The sequence below is a fragment of the Pseudonocardia sp. Ae331_Ps2 genome (assembly GCF_001932405.1).
GTDB lineage: Bacteria > Actinomycetota > Actinomycetes > Mycobacteriales > Pseudonocardiaceae > Pseudonocardia.
Genome location: NZ_MCIM01000001.1, coordinates 4900130 through 4924967 on the forward strand (window position 1 = coordinate 4900130; position 24838 = coordinate 4924967).

Here is a 24838-nt window from a genome sequence, read left to right on the forward strand (position 1 = left end):
GGAGCGGACCGTGCGGCGTCCGGGGGCGTGATCTCCGTCCCGACGGGATGTCACGGCGCGATAACGGGGGTAGGTCTCGGTGATCGCCTCCTCACCCGCGGTGGTGGGGACGCCCACTCGTGACCGACCCCAGGAGGAACGATGCGCGCAGCCGACCGTCCGGGCTCCGAGCCGGGACCTGCCGACCGGCTCCGTCGTCGGGCGTCCCGTCGCGAGGACCTGCTCGCGGTGCTGTGCGGGCTGCTCGCCGCCTGCGGGCTCGTCGTGGCGTGGCTCGCCGGTGCCGCGGCCCACGGGACGGTGCTCGAGCGCGGCGCGGTCGAGGCCCGGCAGCGCGTGCCGGTCGAGGCGACGGTCACCGCGCGGGCGAACGCGGTCGGGGACCTGCAGACCGGGCAGCAGTCGCTCACGCTGAGCTGGACCGGGCCGGACGGACTGCCGCACTCCGGGGGCAGCTCGCTGCCCGGCATCTACGACGTGGGCGACCGGGTGTCGGCCTGGGTCGGTACCGACGGCAGGCTGGCGCCGCCGCCGTCGACCCCGGCCGACGCCGTCACGGTCGCCGTCGCGGCCGGGTTCCTCACCGCCGCCGGGTGGGCCGGCGGGGGTACTGGTCGTCGGGCGGCTGGCCTTCGCCTGGAACGGGCGCACGTTCGCCCGCGCCTGGGCGGAGGACTGGGCCGCCGTCGAGCCCGAGTGGTCGGGCCGCCGCACCCCCTGACCCGGGCGACGCGTCAGAACATCAGCCGCCGTACCCGTTCGGGGTGGATCACCAGCCGCACCTGGTCCTCGGCGAGGATTGCCGCGAGGTCCGCGGCCCGCGTGGGGTCGTCGAGGTCCCAGTAGCGCTGCGCCAGACGCTGCGCCAGCGCGTGCGCCCCGTCGGTCTCGACGGTCGTGCCCCCCTCGACCGCGATCCAACGCTCCCGTTCCCCGACCGGAGCGGCGACGACGAGCGAGGCCCGCGGGTCCTTCCGCCTGCGCCGGATGTGCAGCGACTCCGGTCCGGTGAACAGCTGCACCGTGCCGTCGTCGGTCGCCTCGAACCAGACCGGGCGGGGCTGCGGCGGCACCGGGCCGCCCGCCACACTGAGGAAGCCGTGCAGCGGGCGGGCGAGGAAGGCGCGGTCGTCGTCGGTCAGTGCCGTGCGGATGTCGGTGGTGGGCATGGCGTCCACGACACCAGCACGACGCGGACGACGACATGGGTGAGACACCGGATCTCCTGTCCGATCGTCTAACCTCGGTGCGGTGGACCCCTTCGGCGACCTCGTCCGCGGGTTGCGCTCGCACGGCTCGCTGTTCGGCAGCACCACCCTGACCCCGCCCTGGTCGCTGCACTTCGTCGACGGCGCACCGCTGACCCTGTGCGCGATGCTCACCGGCGCGGGGTGGATCGTCGTGCCCGGCGCCGACCCGGTGCGGCTCACCGCGGGGGAGACCGCCGTCGTACGCGGGCCCGCCGGGTTCCACGTGGTCGACGAGGTCGGCACCCCGGCCGAGCCGATCGTCTGCGGTGTGGACTGCGCGACGCCCGAGCAGGGCGGCACCCGCCACCGGCTCGGCTGGCACGACCCGGCGCCGGCACCGGACGGCGACGCGAGCACCCTGATCACCGCGGCCTCCGTGGCCGGGGGCGAGGTCGGCGCCCGGCTGCTCGACGCGCTCCCGCCGGTCCTGCGGGTCGGCGCCGGGGGCAGCGGGGACACGGTGCTCGACCACGTGGCCGCCGAGGTCGCCGTCGACGCGCCGGGGCAGCAGGTCGTGCTCGACCGGCTCCTGGACTGGCTGCTGGTCTGCACCCTGCGCGAGTGGTTCGACCGGGCCGACGGCAGCCGCCCGCGCTGGTGGGCCGCCCAGCACGACCCGGTGGTCGGGCGGGCGCTGCGGCTGCTGCACGCCGACCCCGCCGCGGCCTGGACCGTCGCCGGGCTCGCCGCCGCCACCGGGGTGTCCCGGGCGACGCTGGCCAAGCGGTTCACCGACCGGGTAGGCGAGCCGCCGCTCACCTACCTCACCGGCTGGCGGATGACCCTGGCCGCGGACCTGCTGCTCGCCGAGCCCGACGCGACGCTGGCCGGCATCGCGCGCCGGGTCGGGTACGCCGACCCGTTCGGCTTCAGCGCGGCGTTCACCCGGGTCCGCGGCGTCACCCCCAGCGCGTTCCGCCGGGGCGGGTCGCGAGGCGGGCGGCCCGGCGAGCGGGCGGATGCTCCGGACGGGGTGAGCGGCTAGCCTGCAGCGCCGTGACCACCGTCGCCGTCCTGCACCGCGCCCTCGGCCGCACCTCCGGTGTGACCGCCGTCGTCGTCTCCGTCAGCGGCCGGTCGTGACGGTCCCGCCGCACCCACCGTCGGTCCGGCTGGCGAACCTCGACCTCAACCTGCTCGTCTCGTTGCGCGAGCTGCTGCGCGAGCGCAACGTCACCCGGGCCGCCGCCCGGATCGGCATCTCCCAGCCGGCCGCCAGTGCGGCCCTGTCCCGGCTGCGCCGGCACTTCGACGACGAGCTGCTGTCCCGCCATCCCGGCGGCTACGTGCTCACCCCGCTCGCCGCCCAGCTCGTCGACCAGGTGGAGGGCGTCTGCTCGGCCGCCGAGCGGCTGTTCGGCACCGGCCACGGCTTCGACCCGTCGACGGCCCGGCGCGGGTTCACCCTGCTCGTCGCCGACTACACCGTCGCCGTCCTCGGGCCCGCGCTGTCCGCGGCGGCGGCCCGGCGCGCCCCCGGCGTCGAGCTGCGGCTGCGGCTGGTCCGCGAGTCGTTCTCCGCCGACATCGGCGAGACCATCCGGCTCATCGACGGGCTCATCGCCCCGCCCGCCGCCCGCTTCGAACGCCCCGAGCTGCGCTCCACCGCCCTGTTCGACGACCGCTGGGTCTGCGTCGTCGACGCCGCCAACCCGGTCGCTGCCGGGCCGGACCCGACCCTGGACCTCGACGAGCTCGCCGCGATGCCCTGGGTGGTCCCGTTCGCCCCGGACCGGGGCATGTCGGCGGCGGCGCCGATGACCCGCCAGCTCGCCCGCCTCGGCGTCGAGCCCGACATCCGGGTGCGGGTCGAGAGCTACCTGTCGGTGCCGTACATGGTGGTCGGCACCAACCGCGTCGCGCTGCTGCAGGAGCGACTCGCCCGCCAGGTCGCCGACGGCCTCGGACTGGTCGTGCTGCCCTGCCCCGGGGACCCCGGACCGATCCGCGAGCGCCTCTGGTGGCACACCGACCTCGACCCGGACCCGGCCCACCAGTGGTTGCGCGAGCTCCTCGTCGAGCTGTCGGCCACCCTGTAGAGCTGCGACTATTCGTCCGGTCGATGGTCCGGCAGGCGAACGTTCTATTTCCGGGACGGTGCGCGCCGTTCCTAGTGTGTGAGCCATGCCTCACCCGCTGACGCCCCTGCCGGTCCACACCGTGATCCGGGACGCCCCGCTGCAGGCCGGTGACCCGGCCGAGCACGCGGTGACCGCCGACGTCTGCGTCGTCGGCTCCGGCATCGCCGGCCTGTCCGCCGCCGTCGAGTCCGCCCGCCTCGGCCGCGACGTCGTCCTCGTCGACGCCGCCCCCGTCCTCGGCGGGCAGATGGTGAACTCGCTGATCGGGCTGTTCTGCGGGGTCTACGGCAACGGTCCGGAGTTCCGGCAGCTGACCCATGGGCTGTTCGACTCCCTGTTCCCCGAGCTCGAGGCGAGCGGCGACCTGTTCCGCCGCTCCGGCCACACCCTCACCGTCGGCTACGACGAGGTGCGCCTGGGCCGCTGGGTCGAGGACACCGTCCGTGCCCACGGCATCAGGGTCCTCACCAACGCCACCCTCACCGGCGTCGAGCGCGACGGCGACCGTGTCCTCGGCGCCCGCCTCGCCACCCGCTACGGCGCCGTCGACGTCACCGCGGCCGGATTCGTCGACGCCAGCGGCGACGCCGCGCTCGCCTGGGCCGCGGGCCTGGAGTGCCGGCTGCCCGACCGGGAGATCTACGGCAGCCAGCAGCTCGTCGTCGAGCATCTCGACGCCAGTGCCGCCCCCGAGCCGGCCGAGCTCGCCGAGCGGGTCGCGGCCAAGACGGGCGACTACGGCCTGCTCCGCCGCGACGGCCTGGCTTTCTACTTCCCGGGGCGCGACACGGCCGTGCTCAACATGACCCACATCGAGGCGCCGCTGGACCCGTTCGCCGCCGCCGAGGCCCAGCTGGAGGGGAAGGCGCAGGCCGACCGGGTCGTCGAGTTCCTGCGCGCGGAGTTCCCCGAGGTGTTCGGCAAGGCCGCGGTGCGCTCCTACGGGCTGCCCGGCCGTCGCCAGACCCGCTGGATCGCCGCCGTCCACCAGCTGACCGTCGAGGAGGTGCGCGCCGGGGTCCGCTTCGACGACGCCGTGGCCCGCACCGCGTGGCCGATCGAGCTGCACGACAGCCCCGACGGCTACGTCTGGGAGACCTTCGACGCCGACCACCTGCACTACGTGCCGCTGCGCTCGATGCTGCCGCCCGGCGCGTCCAACCTGGTCGCCGCGGGCCGCTGCATCGACGGCGACGCCGCCGCCCTGTCCAGCGTGCGCGTCATGGGCCCGTGCGCGGCGATGGGCCACGCCGCCGCACACGCCCTCGACCTCGCCGGACCGGCGGGCAGCCTGCACGACGTGCCCGCCGGTGCCCTCACCGACCGGATCCGGGAGAACGTCGACGGCTGACCCGGCCCCCGCCGCCACCACCACGAGGAGACAGGCAACGATGCCCGGAGGCGCTCCGTGATACTCACCGACGACGACCGCAGGATGCTCGACGGGGCCGAGGGTCCCGCCGTCGCCGCCGCGATGGACCTGCTCACCCGCTACGCCGAGGCGCTGGACGCGGAGCGGCTCTGCTCGGTCCGCAACGTGGCCGGGACCGCCACCCAGCCCTCGCCGCTCAAGGCCCGGCTGGTCGCCGAGGGCGGCTGGGACCGCGCCTTCTCCGTCATCAACCTCGACAGCGACACCACGCACGAGATCCCGCCGATGGCGGTGCCCACCTGCCAGCTCCAGCAGGGCTTCGGCGCCGACGCGGCCGCCGTCGCGCCCTACCCCGCGGAGTTCGTGGAGCTGCAGGCCGACGCCGAGACCTTCTACGGCCGTCGCGGCGTCTCCATCCTCGCCACCTGCACGCCGTACCAGGTCGGCAACCTCCCGGTCCGCGGCGAGCACTGCGCCTGGATGGAGTCCTCCGCGGTCGTCTACGCCAACTCCGTGCTCGGCGCCCGCACCAACTGCGAGGGCACCGCGTCCACCGGCGCGGCGAGCCTCACCGGACGCGTCCCGTGCTGGGGCAATCACCACGACACCCACCGCCGCGGCACCCACCTGGTCCGGGTCGACACCCCGGTCGGCGGGTTCCTCGACTGGGGGCTGCTCGGCTACTTCACCGGCGAGGTCGTGCAGGAGGCCCGCCCGGTCGTCACCGGCGACCTCGCCCTGCCCGACCTCACCGACCTCAAGCACTTCGGCGCCGCGGCCGCCTCCTCCGGCGGGGTCGAGATGTACCACGTCCCCGGGGTCACCCCGGAGGCCCCGACCGTCGAGGCCGCCTTCGGCGGCAGCGTCCCGGTCGACGCCGTCGTCTACGGCGCCGCCGAGCGGGCCGCCACCTACGCCCGGCTCAACGACCAGGGCACCAGCGCGTCCGTCGACTTCGTCCTGCTCGGCTGCCCGCACGCCTCGCTCGACCAGATCCGTGACGTCGCCCGGCTCCTCGACGGCCGCCGCCTGCACCACGGCACCTCGCTGTGGATCATGGCGCCGCGGGCGCTGGCCGCGGTCGCCGAGCGCAGCGGCTACACCGCCGTCATCGAGGCGGCCGGCGGACGTGTGCTCACCGACTCGTGCCCGGCCATGTCCCGCCTCGCCCCGCCGGGCACGCGGGTGTTCGCCACCGACTCCGCCAAGCAGGCCCACTACCTGCCCGCGATCCTCGGGATCGAGGCGTGGTTCGGCACCACCGAGGACTGCGTGCACGCCGCGGTCACCGGTCGCTGGTCGGGTGAGCTGCGATGACCGCGACCGTCGGCACCGTCCTGCGCGGCCGGACCGTGGTCCCCGGTGTGGTCACTGGAGAGGCGTTGGTCTCGCCGGAGACGATCTCGGGGTGGGGCGGCATCGACCCGGCCAGCGGGACGATCGTCGAGGCCCGGCACCCGCTGCAGGGTGTCTGCTTCACCGGGCGGATCCTGGTCTTCCCCGGCGCCAAGGGCTCCTCGGGCTGGTCGGCGTTCTTCCAGAGCACCCGGCTGCTCGGCACCGCCCCACTCGGGATGATCTTCACGGTCACCACGACGAAAGCCGCGCTCGGCGCCGTCGTCACCCGCGTCCCCGCACTGGCCGACCTCGACGTCGACCCGGTGCGGGTCCTGCGCACCGGTGACCGCATCCGGCTCGACGCCACCGCGGGCACCGTCGAGCTCCTCGCGCGGGCGGACGGGCACCGGGCGGGGGAGGGGACATGAGGCTCGCCGTGCTCCCCGCCGACGAGCTCGCCCCCGGGGAGCACCGCGTGGTGCGGGTGGGCACCCGCTCGATCGGCGTCTTCCGGGTCGGCGACGACTACTACGCCCTCGCCGACCACTGCCCGCACCAGGGCGGCCCGCTGTGCCGCGGCTCCGTCGCCGGGGCCCCGGTGGCGACCGGCCCGGCCGACGTGCGGCTCGACGACGACCACGTGCTCGTCGCCTGCCCCTGGCACGGCTGGGAGTACGACGTGCGCACCGGCCGCTCCTACCAGCCCGGCGACGCCCCCGCCCGCAGCCTCCCGGCGTCGGTCGAGCCGGGCCCGCCGGGGATGACACCCGGCCCGTACACCGCCGAGACCTTCGAGGTCACCGTCGAGGACCGCTGGGTGGTCGTCGACACCGGCCGTCGCCCCGCCACCGAGGAGACGTCATGACCACCACCGACTCCGCCACGGCCACCACCCGGGCCCCGGCCCGGCGCCGCGCCCGGACCCCGATCGTCGACGCCGACATCCACCCGGTCGTCACCGCCGACCGGCTCGCGGCCGCGCTGCCCGAGCCCTGGCGGCGCCGCCTGCACCGGTTCGGGCTGCGCGGCGCGCCGCCGCCCGCGGTCTACCCCCGGGTCCGGCACGGCGGCATGCGCCGCGACGCCCACCCCGACGCGGCCGGCGGCCCCGCCCGGCCGCCCGGCAGCGACCTCGATCTGATGCGCAGCCAGCTGCTCGACCCCTACGACGTCGTCGCCGGGGTGCTGATCCCGATGCAGGGGCACACCGCGGGCGCCGAGGAGCCCGCGTTCGCCGCGGCGCTGTGCCGGGCGTTCAACGACGTGCTCGTCACCGACTGGCTCGACCCCGAGCCGCGGCTGCGGGCCAGCATCTGCATCCCGCACGAGTCGCCGGCCGAGGCCGTCGCCGAGATCGAGCGCCGCGCCGACGACCCGCGGTTCGTGCAGGTCCTGTTCCCCAGCGGCACGTTCCTGCCCTGGTCGGACCCCAAGTACCGGCCGATCTACGCCGCGGCCGCCGCGCACGGCCTGCCGGTCGCGATCCACCTCGGCGGCACCGAGGGCCACCGCGGCGACGGCTGGCCGTCGTTCTACCTGGAGCAGCACGCCTGGTACGGCAACGCGGTCGCGGTCGCGCTGACCGGGCTGGTCGCCGGCGGAGTCCTCGACGCGGTGCCGGACCTGCAGTTCGTGCTCGTCGAGGGCGGGGTGTCCTGGCTGCCGTCGCTGCTCTGGGGCCTCGACGACGCCTGGGAGCTGTGCCGCGACGACGTGCCGTGGCTGACCCGTCCCCCGTCGGAGATCGTGCGCGAGCGGGTGTGGTTCACCACCCAGCCGATCGACGAGCCGCCGGTGCCCGCGCACCTGGCGACGACCTGGGAGCAGACCGGGATGACCGACCGGATCCTGTTCTCCTCCGACTACCCGCACTGGGACTTCGACGACCCGATCACCGCGCTGCGGGTGCTGCCCGCGGCGCTGCGCCGGCCGATGGCGGCCGCCAACGCCGCCCGCCTCTACGGCCTTACCCTGCCCGGGAGCGAGGAATGAGCGCCGAGCCGGCCGAGGAGTTCTTCGACGCCGACACCCACGTCGCACCGGCCTCGTTCGCCGACCTCTCGCCGCTGCTGAGCCCCTACTGGCGCGACTACGCCCTGGGGGCCGCGCTGCGCGTGGACCCCGTCCAGGCCGGTGCCTACCCGCCCGCGATGGTCGAGGGCCCCGCCCCGCACGACGTGGCGACCCTGCGCGCCGCCGTCCTCGACCCACCGGTCCCCGGTGGCGGACGGGTCACCACGGCGGTCCTGACCTGCACCACCGCGTTCGACGTCAGTCGCAACCACGCGTTCGAGGCCGCCCTGTGCCGGGCGGTGAACATCTGGGTCGCGCAGCGGTTCCTCGACCACGAGCCCCGCGCCCGCGGGTCGGTCGCCGTGCCGCTCGGTGACCCGGCGGCGGCCGTCGCCGAGATCGAGCACTGGGCGGACGACCCGCGCTTCGTGCAGGTGCTGCTCCCGGTGCGCGGCCACGACCTGCGCTGGGGTCACCCGGTGTTCCGGCCGGTCCTCGCCGCGGCCGCCGCGGCCGGGCTGGTCGTCACCCTGCACGCCTGGGGCCGGGTCGGCAGCGCCCCGACCACGACCGGGTTCACCCACACCTACCTGCAGGACTACCTGTCCCACGGGCAGGTCGCGCAGTCCCAGCTGGTGTCGCTGGTCGCCGAGGGCGCCCTCGGGGCGCTGCCCGGACTGCGGGTGACCGTCGCCGAGTGCGGGTCGTCCTGGCTGCCGCCGCTGCTGTGGCGGCTGGACAAGGAGTGGCGCGGCATCCGCCGCGAGGTGCCGTGGGTGGACCGGATGCCGTCGCAGTACGTCCGCGAGCAGGTCCGGTTCACCACCGCGCCGGTCCATCTGCCACGCGACCCCGGCGAGCTGCGCGACGCCCTGGACGTCCTCGGCGCCGCCGAGATCCTGCTCCACGCCGGTGACCACCCGCACCGCCACGGCGACGGGGCGGCCCGGCTGCTCGCCGCCCTCGACCCGGCCGCCCGGGCCGCGGTCCGCCACGGCAACGCCACCGCGTGGTACCGCGGCAGTGACACCGCGTGGTACCGCGGCGCCGATACCGCGTGGTACCGCGGCCCGGACACCGCCGCCACACCGTCGCCGTCCTTCGCGTCGACCCACCACGTACCGGAGGTCCCCCGATGACCCGCACGACGACCCGGCTCGCCGCGGTCCTGCTCGCCGCCTGCCTCGTCCTCGCCGGATGCGGGTCGGGCGGCGGCGGCGAGGACGGCCGCGACCGGATCACCTTCCTCAACATCCTGCCGATGGAGTCGCTCGGCTACGCCGCCGAGATGGTCGCCGACACCAAGGGCTTCTTCGCCGCCCACGGTCTCGACGTGACCTTCGAGGCCACGCAGGGCTCCGCGCCGGCCATCCAGACCCTGCTCGCCGGGTCCGCGGAGATCTCCCGGATCGGCGACATCGAGACGATGGTCGCCGCGGGGGAGCGCGGCGCACCGCTGGTCGCGATCGGCGGGGTGGTGCACGACGGTCCGCTGCGGCTCGTCTCCTCGCAGCGCGCGCCGGTCACCGACGCCGCACAGCTGCGCGGCAAGCTGGTGGGGACACCGTCGGAGGGCGGCACCAGCTCCATCACCCTGGACCTGGTCGCCGGTTCGGCCGGGATCGCCCCCGACGAGCTGCGTCGCCAGGTCGTCGGGCTCAGCCCGGGCGTGTTCGACCTGGTGGACACCGGCCGCGTCGACGCGTTCATCGTCTCGCTCGACACCGCGATGCTGCTGCAGGCGACCCGGCCCGAGGCCGTGGTCTACGACCCCAACGACGCGATCTCCGCCGGGTCGCAGATCTACGCCACCTCGAAGGCCACCGCGGCCGACCCGGCCGAGCAGGACAAGCTGCGCCGCTACCTGGCCGCGATCGCCGACGCCACCGCCTTCATCGCCGCCGACGAGGCAGCCGGCTTCACCGAGACGATGCAGCTCATCGGCTCGAAGTACCAGGTCTCGACGCTGGACCGGCCCGAGGTCGCCCGCGCCGCGCTCGCCGCCTACGTCGACGGCTACGCGGCGGGCCGGGGCCCGACCGGTATCGAACCGCAGCGCTGGCAGGCCACCTACGACGAGGTCTCCTCGGTCGGTCAGGTCCCCGCCGGCCAGGACCCGGCGCAGTGGCTCGACGCCGGTCTCAACGGCGCCCAGGGCGCCCCATGAGCACCCCGACGACACGACGGTCCCCGGCGACGGAGCAGGAGACGGACATGACCCAGCAGACGGCGACCCAGCAGCAGACGGCGGCCCGGCGGACGACCACCCGGTCCGCGACGCCTGCGGCCCCGACCGGTGGCGCGGTCGGCCTGCGGGTGTCGGGTGTGGACAAGGTCTATCCGACCCGTCGGGGGGAGGTGCACGCGCTGTCGGGGATCGACCTGGACGTCGCCCGCGGCGAGTTCGTCTCGCTGGTCGGGCGCTCGGGCTGCGGCAAGACGACGTTGCTGCGGATCCTGTCCGGTCTGCTCGCCCCGTCCGCGGGGCTGGTCGAGGCCGGTGGCCGGCCCGCCTGGGCCGCCGGCCGTCGCGACGACGCGGTCTTCGCCGAGTTCGGGCTGGTGTTCCAGGAGGCGAACCTGTTCCCGTGGTTCACGATCACCGACAACGTCGCGCTGCCGCTCAAGCTGCGTGGGGTGCCGCGCGCCGAGCGGCGGGCCCGGGCCGCGGAGCTGTGCGCCACCGTCGGCCTCGGCGGGTTCGAGGACTCCTACCCGCGCGAGCTGTCCGGCGGGATGCGCCAGCGGGCGGCGATCGCCCGCGCGCTGGCCTGTGATCCGTCGGTACTGCTGATGGACGAGCCGTTCGGTGCGCTGGACGCCCTGACCCGCGACCGGATGAACCTGGAGCTGCAGCAGATCCACGCCGTCTCCGGCGCCACCGTCGTGTTCGTGACCCACTCGATCCCCGAAGCCGTGTTCCTGGCCGACCGCGTCGTGCTGCTGACCCCGCGCCCGGGACGGATCCGGTCGGTCACCGCGATCGACCTGCCCCGCCCGCGGTCCGCGGCGACCGAGACGACACCGGAGTTCGGCGCGCTGGTCGCCGGGCTGCGCACCGAGCTGGACCGGGAGGACTGAACCGATGACCACGACCGAACGTCCCGCCGCGGCGACCGAACCCACCACCCCCGTGACCGACCCGGGCGGCCCGGAGAAGGAGTCGCCGTGGTTGCGGCGCCTGCCGTGGATCTCCGGACCGGTGCTCCTGCTGCTGCTCGTGGGGGTCTGGCAGTTCACCGTCTCGGTGGTCGGGGTCTCGGAGTTCATCCTGCCGGCGCCGGCCGCCGTCGTCGGGGCGCTGAGGGAGCTGCTGGCCGACCCGGAGATCTGGGGCCACATCGGCGTGACGCTGCTGGAGGTCCTCGTCGGGTTCGGCGCCGCGCTCGTCGCGGGCGTCTGCGTCGGCGCGGTGCTCGGGCGCATCGAGTGGCTGCGCCGCGCGGTGCAGCCCGCCCTGGTCGCGCTGCAGGTCGTGCCCAAGGTGGCGTTCGTGCCGATCTTCGTGATCTGGTTCGGCTTCGGCCCCACCTCGAAGATCATCATGGCCGGGCTGCTCGCGTTCTTCCCGATCATGCTCAACGTGATGCTGGGGGTGCGCTCGGTCGAGCGCGGGCACCGCGACGTCATGACCGGGCTGGGCGCCTCGCGCTGGGCGACGTTCCGGAACCTGGAGCTGCCCGCGACCCTGCCGTACGTGTTCGCCGGCGCCGAGGTCGCGATCGTGTTCTCGGTGATCGGCGCGATCGTCGGTGAGTACCTCGGCGGCAGCGCCGGGCTCGGCTACCTCGTGGTGTCGAGCCTCAACGCCCTCGACGCGCCACGGCTGTTCGCGGTGATCGTGCTGCTCGCGGTGCTGGGGTCGCTGCTCTACATGATGGTGACGACCGCGAAGCGCCTGGTCATCCCGTGGCACGAGTCGGTGAACACCGGGGTCTGACCGGCCGCGGCGGCACGGCGACCCGAGCACGGCGGCCTTCAGCACGGCCACCTACAGCACGGCGGCGCCGCCGGGGTCACGCCCCGGCGGCGTCGCGGGCCCAGTCGGTCAGCACCGGCACGACGACGGCGAGTGCCTGCGGCTCGCGTGCCCACCCGATGTGCGGGCGCGCCCCGGGGACGTCGAGGTGGTGGCGGCTCCGGGTCGCCGCGCCGAACATGGTCAGCAGCGCGTCGACCGAGGCGGGCGGGGCGAACCCGTCGCGTTCGAACCCGATCCCGAGGACCGGCAGGTGCACCGCGGCGATCGACGGCGTGTGGTCGACCCTCGGCGTGCCGAACTCGAGCCGCCCGGTGCGGGCCCACCGGCCCCAGTCGCACATCTGCCCGCGGGCCTCCCGCCCGGCGAAGCCGATCCGGTCGCCGGGGAAGTGCCCGATCAGCGTCGACGCGGCCACGACGGCCTGGGTGCGCAGCAGGTGCGCGAGCCCCCAGACCCGCCAGTCGACGCTGCCCGACGCGACCAGGGCGACACCGTCGATGCGGTCGGGGTGCCGTGCGGCATGGGCGGCGGCGAGGTGCCCGCCGAGGCTGTGCCCGACGACGAACACCGGCGCGCCCGGCCGCGCGGTGCGCACCTCCTCGACGGCGGCGGCGAGGTCACCGACGAGGTCCTCGTAGCCGAAGTCGTTGCGGCGTCCCGGCGGGGGAGCAGGGCGGGCCTGGTGCCCGCGCAGCTCGGTGACCGCGGCGGCGACACCGGCGTCGGTCAGCGCGGTCATCAGCGGGGCGTAGAACGACGCCCGCAGCCCCATCGCGGGCACGACCAGCAGCACGGGCGCACCGGGGTCGAGCACCGGGTGCAGGGTCAGCTCCAGCGGGGCCGGGGCCGGACGGTCCAGGACGATGGTGACGGGCACGCCGGTGATCCTCTCCCGGCCGCCCGCGGGGTCAGGCCGGGACCCCCGCCAGCGCGCGCAGGCCGGCGTCGAACACGGCCATGACCTCGTCCACCAGCTGGGGCAGCGTCGGCGAGCGCGGGTCCACGCCGTGGTCGCCCAGCCAGTGCTGCACCGCGACGCGCAGCCCGGTCACCGCGGCGGCCGCGGCCAGGGTCGGGTAGAGGTCGCGGGCCGGGTCGGACCCGGTCCGGGTGACGACGGCCTCGGCCAGCGCCCGCTCCTGGGCGGCGAACACGGCCAGCTGGTGCGCGACGATCGTCGGGTGCCCCCGCAGCGCCCGCAGCGCCTGCACCCGGTCGAGGTAGCCGGGGTCGGTGACCACGGCGCGCAGTGCGTGCCGCAGCGACTCGGTGACCGGCTCGTCGTCGGGGCGGGCGGTGAACGCGGTCAGCAGGGTGTCCGCCGCCGACTCGTTGGCCGCCACGACCGCCTCCTCCTTGGAGGTGAAGTAGTTGAAGAAGGTGCGGGGCGCGACGTCGGCGGCGTCGGCGATCTGCTCGACGGTCACCGCGTCCAGCCCGCGGGCGCTGCACAGCCGCAGCGCGGCACCGGCGAGCGCGGCGCGGGTGGCGGCCTTCTTGCGCTCGCGACGCCCGGGGGCGGCCTGCTCAGCCACGGTCGGCTCCGGTCCGCTCGCGCTCGGGCGCCTCGATGACCGAGACGAGCTCGTGGCGGCCCGGTTGCCCGCCGGTCCGTGCCGTGCCGTCGGCCGTGCCGTCGGTGGGGCCGTCGACGGGTGTGCCGGTCGGCAGGTCGACGTCGAGGCGGAGCCCGTCCGAACCGACGGTGACCCGGCGCGCGGCGGGGCGGCCCTCCCAGCGGTACACGGTGGACACGATCCCGGTGGCGACGCAGATGCGGTAGTGCCCGTCGGCGTCGGCGCGGGTCCGGCCGAGCTCGTCGCCGGTGGGGTCGAGGACGGTCAGCACGGCACCGCCCGCCGGGGCTCCGTCGGCCCGCACGAACCCGTGCAGCACCGGACCGGACGGACCCGACGGACCGGTCGGCGGGACCGGGGTGACGGTGGCCCCGGCGGCGGGGTCGGCCGGCTTCTCGATGTCGAGGGTGTCGCGCAGCGGCACCTCGCGCAGGGCCAGGATCGCCAGCAGTGCCAGTGCGGCGAGCGGCGCCGCCACCAGGAAGATCATCGAGGTGGCGTGCCCGTAGGCCTCCATGACGATCGAGCGCACCGGCTCGGGCAGGTCGCCCAGGTGCGGAACCTGGCCGCCGCCGACCGCCGCCCCGCCGTCGACGCCGGCCTCGGCCAGCCCGGCCGCGGTCCGGGAGCCGACCACGGAGGCGAGCAGCGCGCCCAGCCCGGCGACACCGGCCGAACCGCCCAGCGAGCGGAAGAAGGTCACCGTGGAGCTCGCGGCGCCCATGTTCCGCAGCGCGACGGTGTTCTGCACGGCGAGCACGAGGTTCTGCTGGGTGCTGCCGACGCCGATGCCGACCAGCGCCATCGCGACCGCGACCAGCCAGTACGGCGCGGTCGAGGAGATCACCGCGGCGCCGAGCGACAGGCCCGCGGTCAGCGAGACCGCACCGCCGACGAGGTAGCGCTTCCAGACACCGGTGCGGCTGATGAGCTGGCCCGCGATGTTCGACGCGCCGAACATGCCGACGATCATCGGCAGCGTGAGCAGCCCGGCCTCGGTGGCCGTGGCACCCCGGGCGAGCTGGAAGTACTGCGACAGGAAGATCGTGGAGCCGAACATCGCGACGCCGACGAACAGGCTCGCGACGGTGGCGAGCACGACGGTGCGGTCGCGGAACAGGAACGGCGGCACGACCGGGTCCTTCGCCCGTCGCTCGACGACGATCGCGGCCACCAGCAGCACCAGGCCGGCGCCGATCAGGCCGAACGAGGTGGGCGAGGCCCACGCGAACTGCTTGCCGGCCAACGAGGTCCACAGCAGCAGCGCCGACACCGCGGCGGCGATGAGGGTGGCACCCAGGTAGTCGATGCTGACGCGCTCGCCGTCGGCACGGACGGGGGTGGGCACGTTCAGGGTGCGCTGCAGCACGAGCAGCGAGAGCGCGGCCAGCGGGACGCCGACGAAGAAGCACCAGCGCCAGCCCAGCGGCGAGTCGACGATGATGCCGCCGAGCAGCGGCCCGCCGACGACGGCGATCGACATGATCCCGGAGAGGTAGCCCATGTAGCGGCCGCGCTCGCGCGGGGTGATGATCGCCGCGATCACGACCTGGGTCAGGGCCTGCAGACCGCCCATGCCGAGGCCCTGCAGGACCCGGAAGCCGATGAGCTGTCCGGTGGAGACCGCCAGCCCGCAGAGCAGCGAGCCGACCAGGAAGATCCCGATCGCGGCCTGGACCAGCAGCTTCTTGGAGTAGAGGTCGGCGAGCTTGCCCCAGATCGGGGTCGAGGCCGTCATCGCCAGCAGTGACGCCGAGACCACCCACGTGTACTCGGCCTGCGTCCCGCCGAGGTCGCCCAGGATCCGGGGCAGCGCGTTCGACACGATCGTGCTGGACAGCACGCCGACGAACAGCGCCATCAGGAGGCCGGTCAGGGGGAGCAGTACGTCGCGGCGGTGGGCCGCGGCCTCCTCGGGGGTGCGCGCGGGGCGGGTAGTTGACGTCACGCAACGATTCTGACGCAAAGATGCAGACTGTGCAAGTTTGCCGATCGTGCGTCGGCGCACACTCTGCACCGATGCGGCCCGGTCGGCCCGAGCCGCCCGTGCCGCCGCGTGAGCTCCGCGCCGGGAGCCCGCGCGCCGGGGGCGGACCCGGGCGGCGACGGGCTCAGGCGGTGGCGGGCTCGTCCGGCCGGACGGCCAGCTTGGCCAGGCGCTTCTCGGTCGGCCAGCGGACGTTCCACGCCCAGCCCAGCTTCTCGAACAGCCGGATCGTGCCGGCCGAGATGTCGATCTCGCCGCGGCCGACACCGTGCCGGGCCGAGGTGGGATCGGCGTGGTGCAGGTTGTGCCAGGACTCGCCCATGCTGGGGATGGCGAGCAGCCAGACGTTGGTGGAACGGTCCCGTGCCTTGTACGGCCGCTCGCCGACGAGGTGGCAGATCGAGTTGGTCGACCACGCGACGTGGTGCGAGACCGCGACCCGGACCAGCCCGGCCCAGAAGAACGCGGTGAACGCTCCCCACCAGGACCAGGTCACCAGGCCGCCGACGACGCCGGGCCCGAACACGGACAGGATCGTCAGGACCGTGAAGCCGCGGTGCACCCGGTCGATGTCGGGATCGGCGAGCAGGTCCGGGGCGAAGCGGCGCTGGTCGGTCAGCGACCGGTCGAAGATCCAGCCCATGTGGGCGTGCCAGAAGCCGCGGACCAGTGCGGCGGGGGAGGTGCCGTAGCGCCACGGCGAGTGCGGGTCGCCCTCGGCGTCGGCGTAGGCGTGGTGACGACGGTGGTCGGCCACCCAGTGCCGGACCGGCCCCTGCACGGCGAGGCTGCCGGCGACGGCGAGCGCGATCCGCAGGGGCCGGTTCGCGGTGAACGAGCCGTGGGTGAAGTAGCGGTGGAAACCGACGGTCACCCCCAGCATCGACACGACGTACAGGCCGAGCGCGAGGCCGGCGTCGAGCCAGGTCAGCCCCCAGCCCCAGGCGAGCGGGACGGCGGCGACGAGCGCGACCGCCGGGACGATCGCGAACGCGTAGACGAACAGGTGCGGTACGGGATGGCGGAGCCGGTCGGAGAAGTCCGAGCGCGGCGCGGGCCGGGTGTCGGTCACGCCCACGATGGTTCCGGCTCGCACCAGAACGGACAGTGGGGACAACCCCCCTCACGTAACCTGAGTGAGGACTTCTCAGGTCTGGCCGGGGGCCGGCGCGGGACACCATCGGAGCTCGACGAAGGGACCTCGCCGTGGCGGACCTCCTCGGCCGACCCGGGAACCGGCGGGCCCGGCTGCGTGCCCTGCTCGACGCCGGCACCCCGGTGCTCGCCCCCGGCGCGTACGACGCGCTGTCCGCGCGGCTGGTCGAGCAGGCCGGGTTCGACGTCGTCTACATGACCGGGTTCGGGACGACGGCCGGGCTGCTCGGCCGCCCCGACGTCGGGCTGCTCGGAGGCGCGGAGATGGCCGCGCACGCGGGCAGGCTGGCCGACGCCGTCGACCTCCCGCTGATCGCCGACGCGGACACCGGCTACGGCAACCCGCTCAACGTCATCCGGACCGTCCGCGACTACGAACGGGCCGGGGTCGCCGCGCTGCACCTGGAGGACCAGGTCATGCCCAAGCGGTGCGGGCCGAGGGCGGCCGCACCCCGCCGCTGTCGCGCGACCGGCTCGCCGAGCTCGGATTCGCCCTGGTCCTGTTCCCGGTGGGCACCCTGCTCGCGGCGACGGCCGGGATGCGGGAGCTGCTCGAGCGGCTGCGTGCCGAGGGCACACCGGTGTCGCTGATCGACCGGCTCGGCGGTCTCGACGCGTTCGCCGAGCTCGCCGGGCTCGGGGAGGTCCGCGAGCTCGAGCAGCGCTACCGCGCCGACGGCGGCTGACCGGTTCCCCGGCCGCCGCCCGCCGCACACATTCCGCCGCGGAGAGGTTGGCACTACACGGTCACGAGTGGCGGGGCGATATGTCGTCCACCACACTTGGTGCAGATGACCTTGCCGACCTGCGGACGTCGACCGGAACGGGGCGCGCCGGCAGGGTCCCGGAATCGCCCCAGGCGGTGGATCGTGCAGCAGAACACTCCCCGGCTCCGCATCTGCGAACGATGCTGGTCGTCGGTCGCGGACGGCTCGGTCTGTCGGATCTTCCGGCACTCCGACCCCACCGCGCCGCTGGAGAAGCCCGCCTTCTCCTACCGTCACCTCGACGGTGACCCGGCGTGCAGCGGGGCGCAGCAGCCCGAGCTGGAGACGAGGTGGGTCGCATGAGCGCGCTCCCCGTGCCGGGACGCACGCTGCGCCCGGTCCCCGCGCCGGTCGCGCGCGCCCGGACCGTGCCGCCCGGCCGGCCCGCACCGCATGTCCGAACCGCGCCGCCCGCCCGGACCGTGCTCCCGCCGGCCGACCCGCTTCCGGTGTCGTCGGCCGACCTGGAACGGCTGCGCGAGAACCTCCGACGCGTGCTGGCCGGTCTGCGCTGGCCCGCCCATCGCTGGCAGATCCTCGCCGAGGCCGAGGCGTGGGGGGTGAGCGGCCTGGTCCGCGAGCAGCTCGTCCCGCTGCCGGACGGGCGGTACCCGTCGTTCGAGGCCGTGGTCGAGCTGCTCACGGCCGCGGCGCACGACCGGCTGCGCCCGGCGCCGGTCCGGCCCGCGGTCGGCGCCGACCGGCTGCACCCCCTGGAGTCGGCCAGGGAGTCGGCCCTGGGGTCGGCCGGTGTCCCGCGACACCTGCGGCGCGCCGTGGGCGGGCCCGCACCCGGCACCGGGCACCGCCCGGCCTGAGTCCCGACGGGCGGTGCGATCGCCCCGCCCGTGCGGCCCGTGTCGGCCGGGGTCGGCGGTCCCGAATCCGCCGGCCCCGGCCGGGGCGACCACCCGTCCGCTCCCCAGCGACGGGTGGTGGGTCCTCGGGCTGCGTGGCCCGCGACGGGGCTGAGGCTGCCGGTGCCGACCGGCCGGCCACGCGAGGTGATGTATATCACGTGGGGTGGCCCGGTTGGTCCGCTTTCCCCGAACCGGGCGACGGTATCGATCCAGCCGGCGGTGCGCGTGTAGCCCGTGGATCACCGGGAAGGTCGCTGGTGCCGGTCCCACGGTGGGCCCGGCACGAGCGAGGAGGCGGACGTGGCGGGGCAGACGGCGATCGGGCTGGCGGTCGAGACGGCGGGGCCGGGGGTGCGGCTGGTCCGGGTGTCCGGGTGGCTGGACCGTCCGGGCGTGGAGGCACTGGCCCGGATGCTCGACGCCCAGACCCGGTGCGGCCGGATCCCGGGCCATCTCGTCGTCGACCTCGCCGGGGTCAACGCCTTCGACGGGCCCGCCACCGAGCTGCTCGGTGCGGTCGTCGCCCGCTCGCGTGCCGACGGCGTGCGGCTGCACCTGGCCGGGTGCGGCGGCCGGGCGGAGCTGTTGCCGCTGCGTGCCCGCCAGGTCCTGCAGCGGTGCAGCGCCTTCCCCTCCGCCGAGGTCGCCGTCCGGACACTGACCGCGGCCCGCCCCGGCGCCGCTGGCGAGGGCGGGACCGTGCCCGGACCGCGCCGGGCCGGCGACGACCGCACGGGGGACCGCAGGGACCGCACGGACGACCGGCCGGTCTCCTCCGCCACCTGACCGCGACCGGCCCGGGGTCGGGCCGGGGCCCTCAGCCCGCCGCGTCGTGGGCGCGGCGCACGGCGGCCGCGCCGTCGTCGTCGAGCTCGCCCCAGCAACGCAGCCGGGACAGCCCGCCGTCGGGGAACACGTCCAGGCGCAGGTGGGTGGCCGCGGTGGCGCCGGGCAGCAGGAACCGGTGCCGGGTGTCGGGCTGCACCCGCTCGCGGTCCCGCAGCACCGTCCACGACCCGCCGGTGCGCTCGTCGCGGGTGCTGATCGAGACCCAGCCCGGCGCGTTCCCGACGAACCAGGTCGTGTCGACCTCCACGTGCCGCGGCACCCCGCCCGCGGCGAGGGCGAACTCGACCCAGTCGTTGCCGCCGTCGCGGCGCCGGGCGTTCTCCCAGCCCTCGCCCATGTGCCGCGCCTTCCCGGGCAGCAGCAGGTTGCCGGGGGAGGAGTAGAACTCGTCGGAGCAGCCCGTGACGTGCCCGCCGTTCTCCGCCGCGAGCAGGTCCACGGTGCCCTCCAGGAACCGCGGGTCGGGCAGCACCCGGCCGAGCACCCGGAACCGGGCGATCCCGCCGTCGGGGTGCATGATCAGGCGCAGGTGGGTGGCCCGGCGGGTGTCGGTCACCGGGTAGACGTTCGCCGTGTGCCCCGCGCAGGCCGAGCGCGGCACGATCTCGTGCCAGGGCGCCTTCTCCAGCTCGTCGGGCGAGGGGTGGCCGTCGACGGCGGTCGCCTCCACCGCGATCTCCGGCGGGTAGTTGCCCTTGAACCAGGACGTGTCGACGACGACGTGGTCCACCACGCCCGGCGCGCCCAGGCGGACCAGCGCCCAGTCGTGGCCGGGCTCGCGGCGACGGCGGGTCTCCCAGCCGTCGTAGACCTTGCCCTTGAGGCCGAACTCGTCGGGGTCGAAGCGGGGCGGCGCGGCGGTGATGAGGTTCTCGCGCTGGGCGAAGAACTCGTCGTTCGCGGCGACGACGGAGCCGCCGAGCGCGCGGGAGGCCAGGTCGATGAGCGAGGGGTCGGTCACGGTCTGCTCCTGATCATCGGACGGGTGGGGGACGGGTGGTCGGCGGCGATCCGGGCGCCGAGCAGGCGCAGGAGCTCGGCGGCACGGTCGACGGCGTCGTGCTGGTCGCGCGCGGTGTCGGTCAGGGCGTAGGCCCCGGCGAACCCCGCGGTCCGCAGCGCGGCCGCGTCCAGCGTGACCTGCCCGGCGACGGCGACGACCGGGACCCCGGCTGCCCGGGCGGCCGCGGCGACCCCGGCCGGGGCCTTGCCGTGCAGGGTCTGGGTGTCCAGCCTGCCCTCCCCGGTGACGACGAGACCGGCGCCGGCCAGCTCGTCGTCGAAGCCGGTCAGCTCCAGGACGGTACCGACGCCGGGGACGACCCGCGCACCGCAGACCGCGGTCAGCGCGAGCCCGGCGCCCCCTGCGGCACCCGCCCCCGGCGCGGCGGCCAGGGTGGCCGGGTCCCCGCCGGTGGCGGCGTCGAGCACGCGCACCCAGCGGGCCAGCGCGGCGTCGAGCGCAGCGACCCCGCCGGCGTCGGCGCCCTTCTGCGGACCGTAGACGGCCGCGGCGCCGTGCGGGCCGAGCAGCGGGTTGTCGACGTCGGCGGCGAGCCGGACCCGGACGGCCGGGTCCCGCAGCCGCGGGTGCAGCCCGGACAGGTCGAGCCGGTCGGCCCGGGCCAGCGCCGCGCCACCCCGCCCGACCTCGGCGCCGTCGGCGTCGAGCACGCGGGCGCCGAGCCCGCGCAGCAGCCCGGCGCCGCCGTCGGTGGTGGCGCTGCCCCCGAGCCCGACGACGACGTCGGTGCACCCGGCGTCGAGCACCGCGGCCAGCACGGTCCCCAGCCCCTCGGTGCCCGCGCCGCCCGGGTCGCGCACCCCGCCGGGCAGGACCGCGAGCCCGGCCGTCGACGCCAGCTCCACCAGCGCGGACGCCCCGGCCCGGGCCCAGACGGCCGTCAGCGGAGCCCCGGTGGGTCCGGTCGCGACGGTCGCGACCGGCTCCCAGCCGGCGGCCAGTGCCGCGGCGACCGTGCCCTCCCCGCCGTCGGCGACCGGGCAGCGACGCACCGGGCGGCCCGGGTCGGCGTCGGTGATCCCGGCCGCCAGCGCGGCGGCGACGGCGGCGGCGTCCAGCGAGCCCTTGAACTTGTCCGGAGCCAGCAGGATCGCGCTCACCTGAGGTGGGCCAGCGCGGTCGGGGCGTCGGCGGGGGTCTGCGCGAGGTCCTCGAACTCGGTGACGGCGTCGATCTCGGTGCCCATCGCGATGTTCGTGACCCGCTCCAGCACCACCTCGACGACGACCGGCACCTTGTGCTCACGGGCCAGCTGCGACGCCCGGCGCAGGGTCGTGGCGAGCTCGTCGGGGTCGGTGACCCGCAGCCCCACACAGCCCAGACCCTCCGCGACGCGGACGTGGTCGACGCCGTAGCCCTTCGGCAGACCGGTGAGCTCCTCGTCGGCGTGCATGTTGTCGAAGGCCAGCGAGACCTCGAAGTCCATGTCGAACGCGCGCTGTGCCTGCCGGATCAGCCCCAGGTAGGAGTTGTTGACCACGACGTGCACGTAGGGCAGCCCGAACTGGGCGCCGACGGCGAGCTCCTCCAGCATGAACTGGAAGTCGTAGTCGCCCGAGAGCGCGACGACCGGGGTCGACGGGTCGGCGACGACGGCGCCCAGCGCCGCCGGGATGGTCCAGCCCAGCGGTCCGGCCTGGCCGCAGTTGACCCAGTGCCGGGGCCGGTAGACGTGCAGGAACTGACCGGCCGCGATCTGGGACAGCCCGATCGTCGTCACGTAGCGGGTCTCCGGGCCGAACACCCGGTTCATCTCCTGGTAGACCCGCTGCGGCTTGATCGGCACGTGCGGGAAGTCGGTGCGCCGCAGCAGCGTCGCCTTCCGCTCGCGGCAGGACTCGGCCCAGGCGCTGCGGTCCGGCAGGGTCCCCGCGTCGCGACGGCGGCGGGCCTCGGTCAGGAGGGCGCGCAGCGCGGCCCCGGCGTCGGAGACCACGCCGTAGTCGGGGGCGAAGACCCGCCCGATCTGCGTCGGCTCGATGTCGACGTGCACGAACCGGCGCCCGCGCCGGTAGGTGTCGAGCCCGCCGGTGTGCCGGTTGGCCCACCGGTTCCCGATCCCGACGACGACGTCGGAGTCCAGGAACGTGGCGTTGCCGTAGCGGTGCGCGGTCTGCAGGCCGACCATCCCGGCGGCGAGCGGGTGGTCGTCGGGGATCGTGCCCCAGCCCATCAGGGTCGGGACCACCGGCACGCCGAGGATCTCGGCCAGCTCGACGAGCTCGGCCGAGGCGTCGGCGTTGACGATCCCGCCGCCCGCGACGATCAGCGGCCGCTCGCCCTCGGCGAGCAGATCCAGCACCCGCGACGCCTGCGGGCCGGTCATCGCCGGACGGTGCACCGGCAACGGGGCGTAGGTGTCGGGGTCGAAGTCGATGACGGTCTGCTGCACGTCGATCGGCAGGTCGATCAGCACCGGCCCCGGCCGGCCGGACCGCATGAGGTGGAATGCCTGCGCGAACGCGCCCGGCACCTGCGCGGCCTCGCGCACGGTCATCGCCATCTTGGTGACCGGTGCGGCGATGGCCGCGATGTCGACGGCCTGGAAGTCCTCCTTGTGCAGCCGCGCGACCGGCGCCTGTCCGGTGATCGCCAGGATCGGGATCGAGTCCGCCGACGCCGAGTACAGCCCGGTGACCATGTCGGTGCCCGCCGGGCCGGACGTGCCGATGCAGACGCCGATGTTGCCCGGACCGGACCGGGTGAAGCCCTCGGCCATGTGCGAGGCGCCCTCGACGTGGCGGGCCAGGACGTGGCCGATCGTGCCGCGGGCGCGCATCGCCGCGTAGAAGGGGTTGATCGCCGCGCCCGGGACGCCGAACGCCTGCGTGGCGCCCTCGGCCTCCAGGATGCGGACGGCGGCCTCGGCCGCGGTCATCCGGGTCATGACAGGTCCCCGTTCAGGCGGCGGACGGTGCGGTGCAGGGCGGAGTGGTCGAGCCCGCCGTCGCCGGCGGCACGGGTCGCGGCGACGAGCTGGGCGACGAGCGCGGCCACCGGGGCGACCACACCGGCCTCCCGGGCGGAGTCGGCGACGATGCCCATGTCCTTGTGGTGCAGGTCGATCCGGAAGCCGGGGGCGTAGTCCCCGGCGAGCATCGTCGGCGCCTTCTGGTCGAGGACCTTCGACCCGGCGAGGCCCCCGCCGAGCACCTCGACGGCCGCGTCGAGGTCGGCGCCGTGCGCCTGCAGGAACACCAGGGCCTCGGCGAGCAGGGCGATGTTCCCGGCGACGATCAGCTGGTTGGCGGCCTTGACCGTCTGCCCGGCCCCGGACGGGCCGACGTGCACGACGGTCTTCCCGACGACGTCGAGCAGCGGTCGGGCCGCGGCCACGTCCGCCCCGTCGCCGCCGACCATGACCGACAGTGCGGCGTTCTCGGCGCCCGCCTGGCCGCCGGAGACCGGGGCGTCGAGCATCCGCAGGCCGCGCTCGGCGGCACGGGCGGCCAGGTCCCGGGCGACGTCGGGCCGGATCGTCGAGAAGTCGACGACCAGGGTGCCGGGCTCGGCGGTGTCGAACACCCCGCCGTCGCGGGTGCAGACGTCGACGACGTCGGGGGAGTCGGGCAGCATCAGCGCCACGACCTCGGCCTTGGCCACCGCGTCGGCGACCGTCGCCGCGGCGCGGCCGCCGTCCGCGGCGAGCGCCTCGGCCTTGCCCGGGCTGCGGTTGTGGCCGACGACGTCGTGCCCGGCGCGCACGAGGTGGCGGGCCATCGGGCCACCCATGATGCCGAGCCCGATGAACGCGACGGTGCGGGTGTCGGTGCTGCTCATGCGGACGCTCCCTGTCCGACCAGCCAGCCGAACGGGTCGGCGGTGACGGGCTTGTACTCGAGGCCGACCGGCCCGTCGTAGCCGGCGGCGACGACCCGGGCGAGCAGGTCGGTGATCGGCAGGTCCCCGGTGCCGGGCTCGCCGCGGCCGGGGGAGTCGGCGATCTGGACGTGGCCGATCCGGTCGGCGTGTCGGTCGATCGCGGCCGCGGGGTCGTCGCCGTTCACGGCCAGGTGGTAGACGTCGAGCAGCAGCCGCAGGTGCGGCGACCCGACCCGGTCGAGCACGGCGACGGCGTCGTCGGCGGTCCGCAGCGGGTAGGCGTCGACGCCGCTGACCGGCTCGAGCAGCGCGACCGCGCCGATCCGGGCGGCCGCGTCGGCGGCGAGCGCGAGGTTGCCCCGCGCCGTCTCGTCCTGGACGCGCGGGTCCAGGTCGTCGCGACGGTTGCCGTAGAGGGCGTTGAAGCCCAGCGTGCCGAGCCGCTCGCCGATGCCGACGGCGACGGCGACGTTGTCGGCGAACTCCCCCGTGCGGGCGGGGTCGGACAGGATGCCGCGCTCCCCGGCGGGCATGTCGCCCGCGGAGAAGTTGAGCCCGGTGAGGGTGACGCCGGCGTCGGCGACGGCGGTGACGAAGGCGTCGACCTCGCGGTCGCCGGGCACGGAGGCGGCGAAGGGCCACCAGAACTCGACGGCGTCGAAGCCGGCCGCCGCGGCGGCCGCGGGACGCTGCAGCAGCGGCAGGTCACCGAGGACGATGGAGCAGTTGACGGTGTAGCGCACGAAGGGGCCTCCTCGTTG

Annotated in this window: 26 protein-coding genes; 16 read left to right on the top strand and 10 right to left on the bottom strand. The window is 75.4% G+C overall.

The window, feature by feature from the left end; translation table 11 throughout:
• Nucleotides 1–141 precede the first annotated feature (141 nt).
• On the top strand, nt 142–846 hold the full coding sequence (locus Ae331Ps2_RS22920) for a hypothetical protein (protein ID WP_075329793.1): 705 nt from the start codon (nt 142–144) through the stop codon (nt 844–846).
• Here Ae331Ps2_RS22920 and Ae331Ps2_RS22925 read toward each other — a convergent pair.
• A complete protein-coding gene (locus tag Ae331Ps2_RS22925; RefSeq protein ID WP_075311844.1) occupies nt 735–1169 on the bottom strand; it encodes a pyridoxamine 5'-phosphate oxidase family protein in 435 nt (144 codons plus the stop codon). The genes Ae331Ps2_RS22920 and Ae331Ps2_RS22925 overlap by 112 nt on opposite strands.
• Before the next feature lie 82 nt (nt 1170–1251).
• On the opposite strand from Ae331Ps2_RS22925, the gene Ae331Ps2_RS22930 reads away from it, so the two are divergent.
• The 11 genes from Ae331Ps2_RS22930 (at nt 1252) to Ae331Ps2_RS22980 (ending at nt 11994) form a co-directional block, all read left to right on the top strand.
• Nucleotides 1252–2235 (top strand): AraC family transcriptional regulator, encoded by a 984-nt coding sequence (locus Ae331Ps2_RS22930; RefSeq protein ID WP_075306600.1) that lies wholly within the window; start codon nt 1252–1254, stop codon nt 2233–2235.
• Between the two features lie 94 nt (nt 2236–2329).
• A complete protein-coding gene (locus Ae331Ps2_RS22935) occupies nt 2330–3289 on the top strand; it encodes a LysR family transcriptional regulator (protein WP_020624605.1) in 960 nt (319 codons plus the stop codon).
• An 85-nt stretch (nt 3290–3374) separates the two neighbouring features.
• Nucleotides 3375–4682 (top strand): FAD-dependent oxidoreductase, encoded by a 1308-nt coding sequence (locus tag Ae331Ps2_RS22940; protein ID WP_075306599.1) that lies wholly within the window; start codon nt 3375–3377, stop codon nt 4680–4682.
• A 57-nt stretch (nt 4683–4739) separates the two neighbouring features.
• Nucleotides 4740–6020 carry an aconitase X catalytic domain-containing protein gene (locus Ae331Ps2_RS22945; protein WP_075306598.1) on the top strand — a complete coding sequence of 427 codons (1281 nt, stop codon included), beginning with the start codon at nt 4740–4742 and terminating at the stop codon, nt 6018–6020.
• Nucleotides 6017–6469, top strand: a complete 453-nt coding sequence (locus Ae331Ps2_RS22950; protein ID WP_020626400.1) for an aconitase X swivel domain-containing protein — start codon at nt 6017–6019, stop codon at nt 6467–6469. The genes Ae331Ps2_RS22945 and Ae331Ps2_RS22950 overlap by 4 nt, the downstream gene beginning before the upstream one ends.
• Entirely contained in the window at nt 6466–6906 is a 441-nt protein-coding gene (locus Ae331Ps2_RS22955) for a Rieske (2Fe-2S) protein (RefSeq protein ID WP_075306597.1), read from the top strand. Before Ae331Ps2_RS22950 ends, Ae331Ps2_RS22955 begins: the two co-directional genes overlap by 4 nt.
• The gene (locus Ae331Ps2_RS22960) at nt 6903–8033 is read left to right on the top strand and encodes an amidohydrolase family protein (RefSeq protein WP_075306596.1); all 1131 of its coding nucleotides are present in this window, start codon (nt 6903–6905) and stop codon (nt 8031–8033) included. The genes Ae331Ps2_RS22955 and Ae331Ps2_RS22960 overlap by 4 nt, the downstream gene beginning before the upstream one ends.
• The gene (locus Ae331Ps2_RS22965; protein WP_075306595.1) at nt 8030–9193 is read left to right on the top strand and encodes an amidohydrolase family protein; all 1164 of its coding nucleotides are present in this window, start codon (nt 8030–8032) and stop codon (nt 9191–9193) included. Before Ae331Ps2_RS22960 ends, Ae331Ps2_RS22965 begins: the two co-directional genes overlap by 4 nt.
• Nucleotides 9190–10221, top strand: a complete 1032-nt coding sequence (locus Ae331Ps2_RS22970) for an ABC transporter substrate-binding protein (protein WP_075306594.1) — start codon at nt 9190–9192, stop codon at nt 10219–10221. Before Ae331Ps2_RS22965 ends, Ae331Ps2_RS22970 begins: the two co-directional genes overlap by 4 nt.
• Before the next feature lie 47 nt (nt 10222–10268).
• Nucleotides 10269–11135 carry an ABC transporter ATP-binding protein gene (locus Ae331Ps2_RS22975; RefSeq protein WP_075306593.1) on the top strand — a complete coding sequence of 289 codons (867 nt, stop codon included), beginning with the start codon at nt 10269–10271 and terminating at the stop codon, nt 11133–11135.
• Between the two features lie 4 nt (nt 11136–11139).
• On the top strand, nt 11140–11994 hold the full coding sequence (locus Ae331Ps2_RS22980) for an ABC transporter permease (protein WP_083695883.1): 855 nt from the start codon (nt 11140–11142) through the stop codon (nt 11992–11994).
• Nucleotides 11995–12070: 76 nt separating this feature from the next.
• Here the strand turns inward: Ae331Ps2_RS22980 and Ae331Ps2_RS22985 are convergent, their stop codons facing one another.
• The 4 genes from Ae331Ps2_RS22985 to Ae331Ps2_RS23000 all read right to left on the bottom strand — a co-directional run bounded on the left by Ae331Ps2_RS22985 (nt 12071) and on the right by Ae331Ps2_RS23000 (nt 16672).
• Nucleotides 12071–12913, bottom strand: coding sequence for an alpha/beta fold hydrolase (locus Ae331Ps2_RS22985; protein ID WP_075306592.1), 843 nt, complete (start codon nt 12911–12913; stop codon nt 12071–12073).
• 31 nt (nt 12914–12944) lie between these two features.
• The gene (locus Ae331Ps2_RS22990) at nt 12945–13571 is read right to left on the bottom strand and encodes a TetR/AcrR family transcriptional regulator (RefSeq protein ID WP_075306591.1); all 627 of its coding nucleotides are present in this window, start codon (nt 13569–13571) and stop codon (nt 12945–12947) included.
• Nucleotides 13564–15561: an MFS transporter gene (locus Ae331Ps2_RS22995; protein WP_233147528.1), complete on the bottom strand. Its 1998-nt coding sequence runs from the start codon at nt 15559–15561 to the stop codon at nt 13564–13566. Before Ae331Ps2_RS22995 ends, Ae331Ps2_RS22990 begins: the two co-directional genes overlap by 8 nt.
• A 163-nt stretch (nt 15562–15724) precedes the next feature.
• Complete coding sequence (locus tag Ae331Ps2_RS23000; RefSeq protein ID WP_043281069.1) at nt 15725–16672, bottom strand: acyl-CoA desaturase; 948 nt, start codon at nt 16670–16672, stop codon at nt 15725–15727.
• A gap of 134 nt (nt 16673–16806) precedes the next feature.
• Between Ae331Ps2_RS23000 and Ae331Ps2_RS23005 the strand changes: the two genes are divergently transcribed.
• From Ae331Ps2_RS23005 to Ae331Ps2_RS23020, 4 genes are all read left to right on the top strand, one after another.
• Nucleotides 16807–17346 carry an oxaloacetate decarboxylase gene (locus Ae331Ps2_RS23005; protein ID WP_233147529.1) on the top strand — a complete coding sequence of 180 codons (540 nt, stop codon included), beginning with the start codon at nt 16807–16809 and terminating at the stop codon, nt 17344–17346.
• A gap of 278 nt (nt 17347–17624) precedes the next feature.
• Nucleotides 17625–17825: a hypothetical protein gene (locus Ae331Ps2_RS23010; RefSeq protein WP_075306589.1), complete on the top strand. Its 201-nt coding sequence runs from the start codon at nt 17625–17627 to the stop codon at nt 17823–17825.
• Nucleotides 17822–18340, top strand: a complete 519-nt coding sequence (locus Ae331Ps2_RS23015) for a hypothetical protein (protein WP_075306588.1) — start codon at nt 17822–17824, stop codon at nt 18338–18340. Before Ae331Ps2_RS23010 ends, Ae331Ps2_RS23015 begins: the two co-directional genes overlap by 4 nt.
• Nucleotides 18341–18682: 342 nt before the next feature.
• Nucleotides 18683–19168, top strand: coding sequence for an STAS domain-containing protein (locus Ae331Ps2_RS23020; RefSeq protein WP_075306587.1), 486 nt, complete (start codon nt 18683–18685; stop codon nt 19166–19168).
• 31 nt (nt 19169–19199) lie between these two features.
• Here Ae331Ps2_RS23020 and alc read toward each other — a convergent pair whose 3' ends face one another.
• From alc to Ae331Ps2_RS23045, 5 genes are read right to left on the bottom strand one after another with little or no spacing between them, the layout of a single operon-like run.
• Nucleotides 19200–20192 carry an allantoicase gene (gene alc / locus Ae331Ps2_RS23025; protein ID WP_075306586.1) on the bottom strand — a complete coding sequence of 331 codons (993 nt, stop codon included), beginning with the start codon at nt 20190–20192 and terminating at the stop codon, nt 19200–19202.
• Complete coding sequence (locus Ae331Ps2_RS23030; protein ID WP_075306585.1) at nt 20189–21355, bottom strand: glycerate kinase; 1167 nt, start codon at nt 21353–21355, stop codon at nt 20189–20191. Before Ae331Ps2_RS23030 ends, alc begins: the two co-directional genes overlap by 4 nt.
• The gene (gcl, locus tag Ae331Ps2_RS23035) at nt 21352–23142 is read right to left on the bottom strand and encodes a glyoxylate carboligase (protein WP_075306584.1); all 1791 of its coding nucleotides are present in this window, start codon (nt 23140–23142) and stop codon (nt 21352–21354) included. Before gcl ends, Ae331Ps2_RS23030 begins: the two co-directional genes overlap by 4 nt.
• Entirely contained in the window at nt 23139–24035 is an 897-nt protein-coding gene (locus tag Ae331Ps2_RS23040; RefSeq protein WP_075306583.1) for an NAD(P)-dependent oxidoreductase, read from the bottom strand. Before Ae331Ps2_RS23040 ends, gcl begins: the two co-directional genes overlap by 4 nt.
• Complete coding sequence (locus Ae331Ps2_RS23045) at nt 24032–24820, bottom strand: hydroxypyruvate isomerase family protein (protein WP_075306582.1); 789 nt, start codon at nt 24818–24820, stop codon at nt 24032–24034. Before Ae331Ps2_RS23045 ends, Ae331Ps2_RS23040 begins: the two co-directional genes overlap by 4 nt.
• Nucleotides 24821–24838 lie beyond the last annotated feature (18 nt).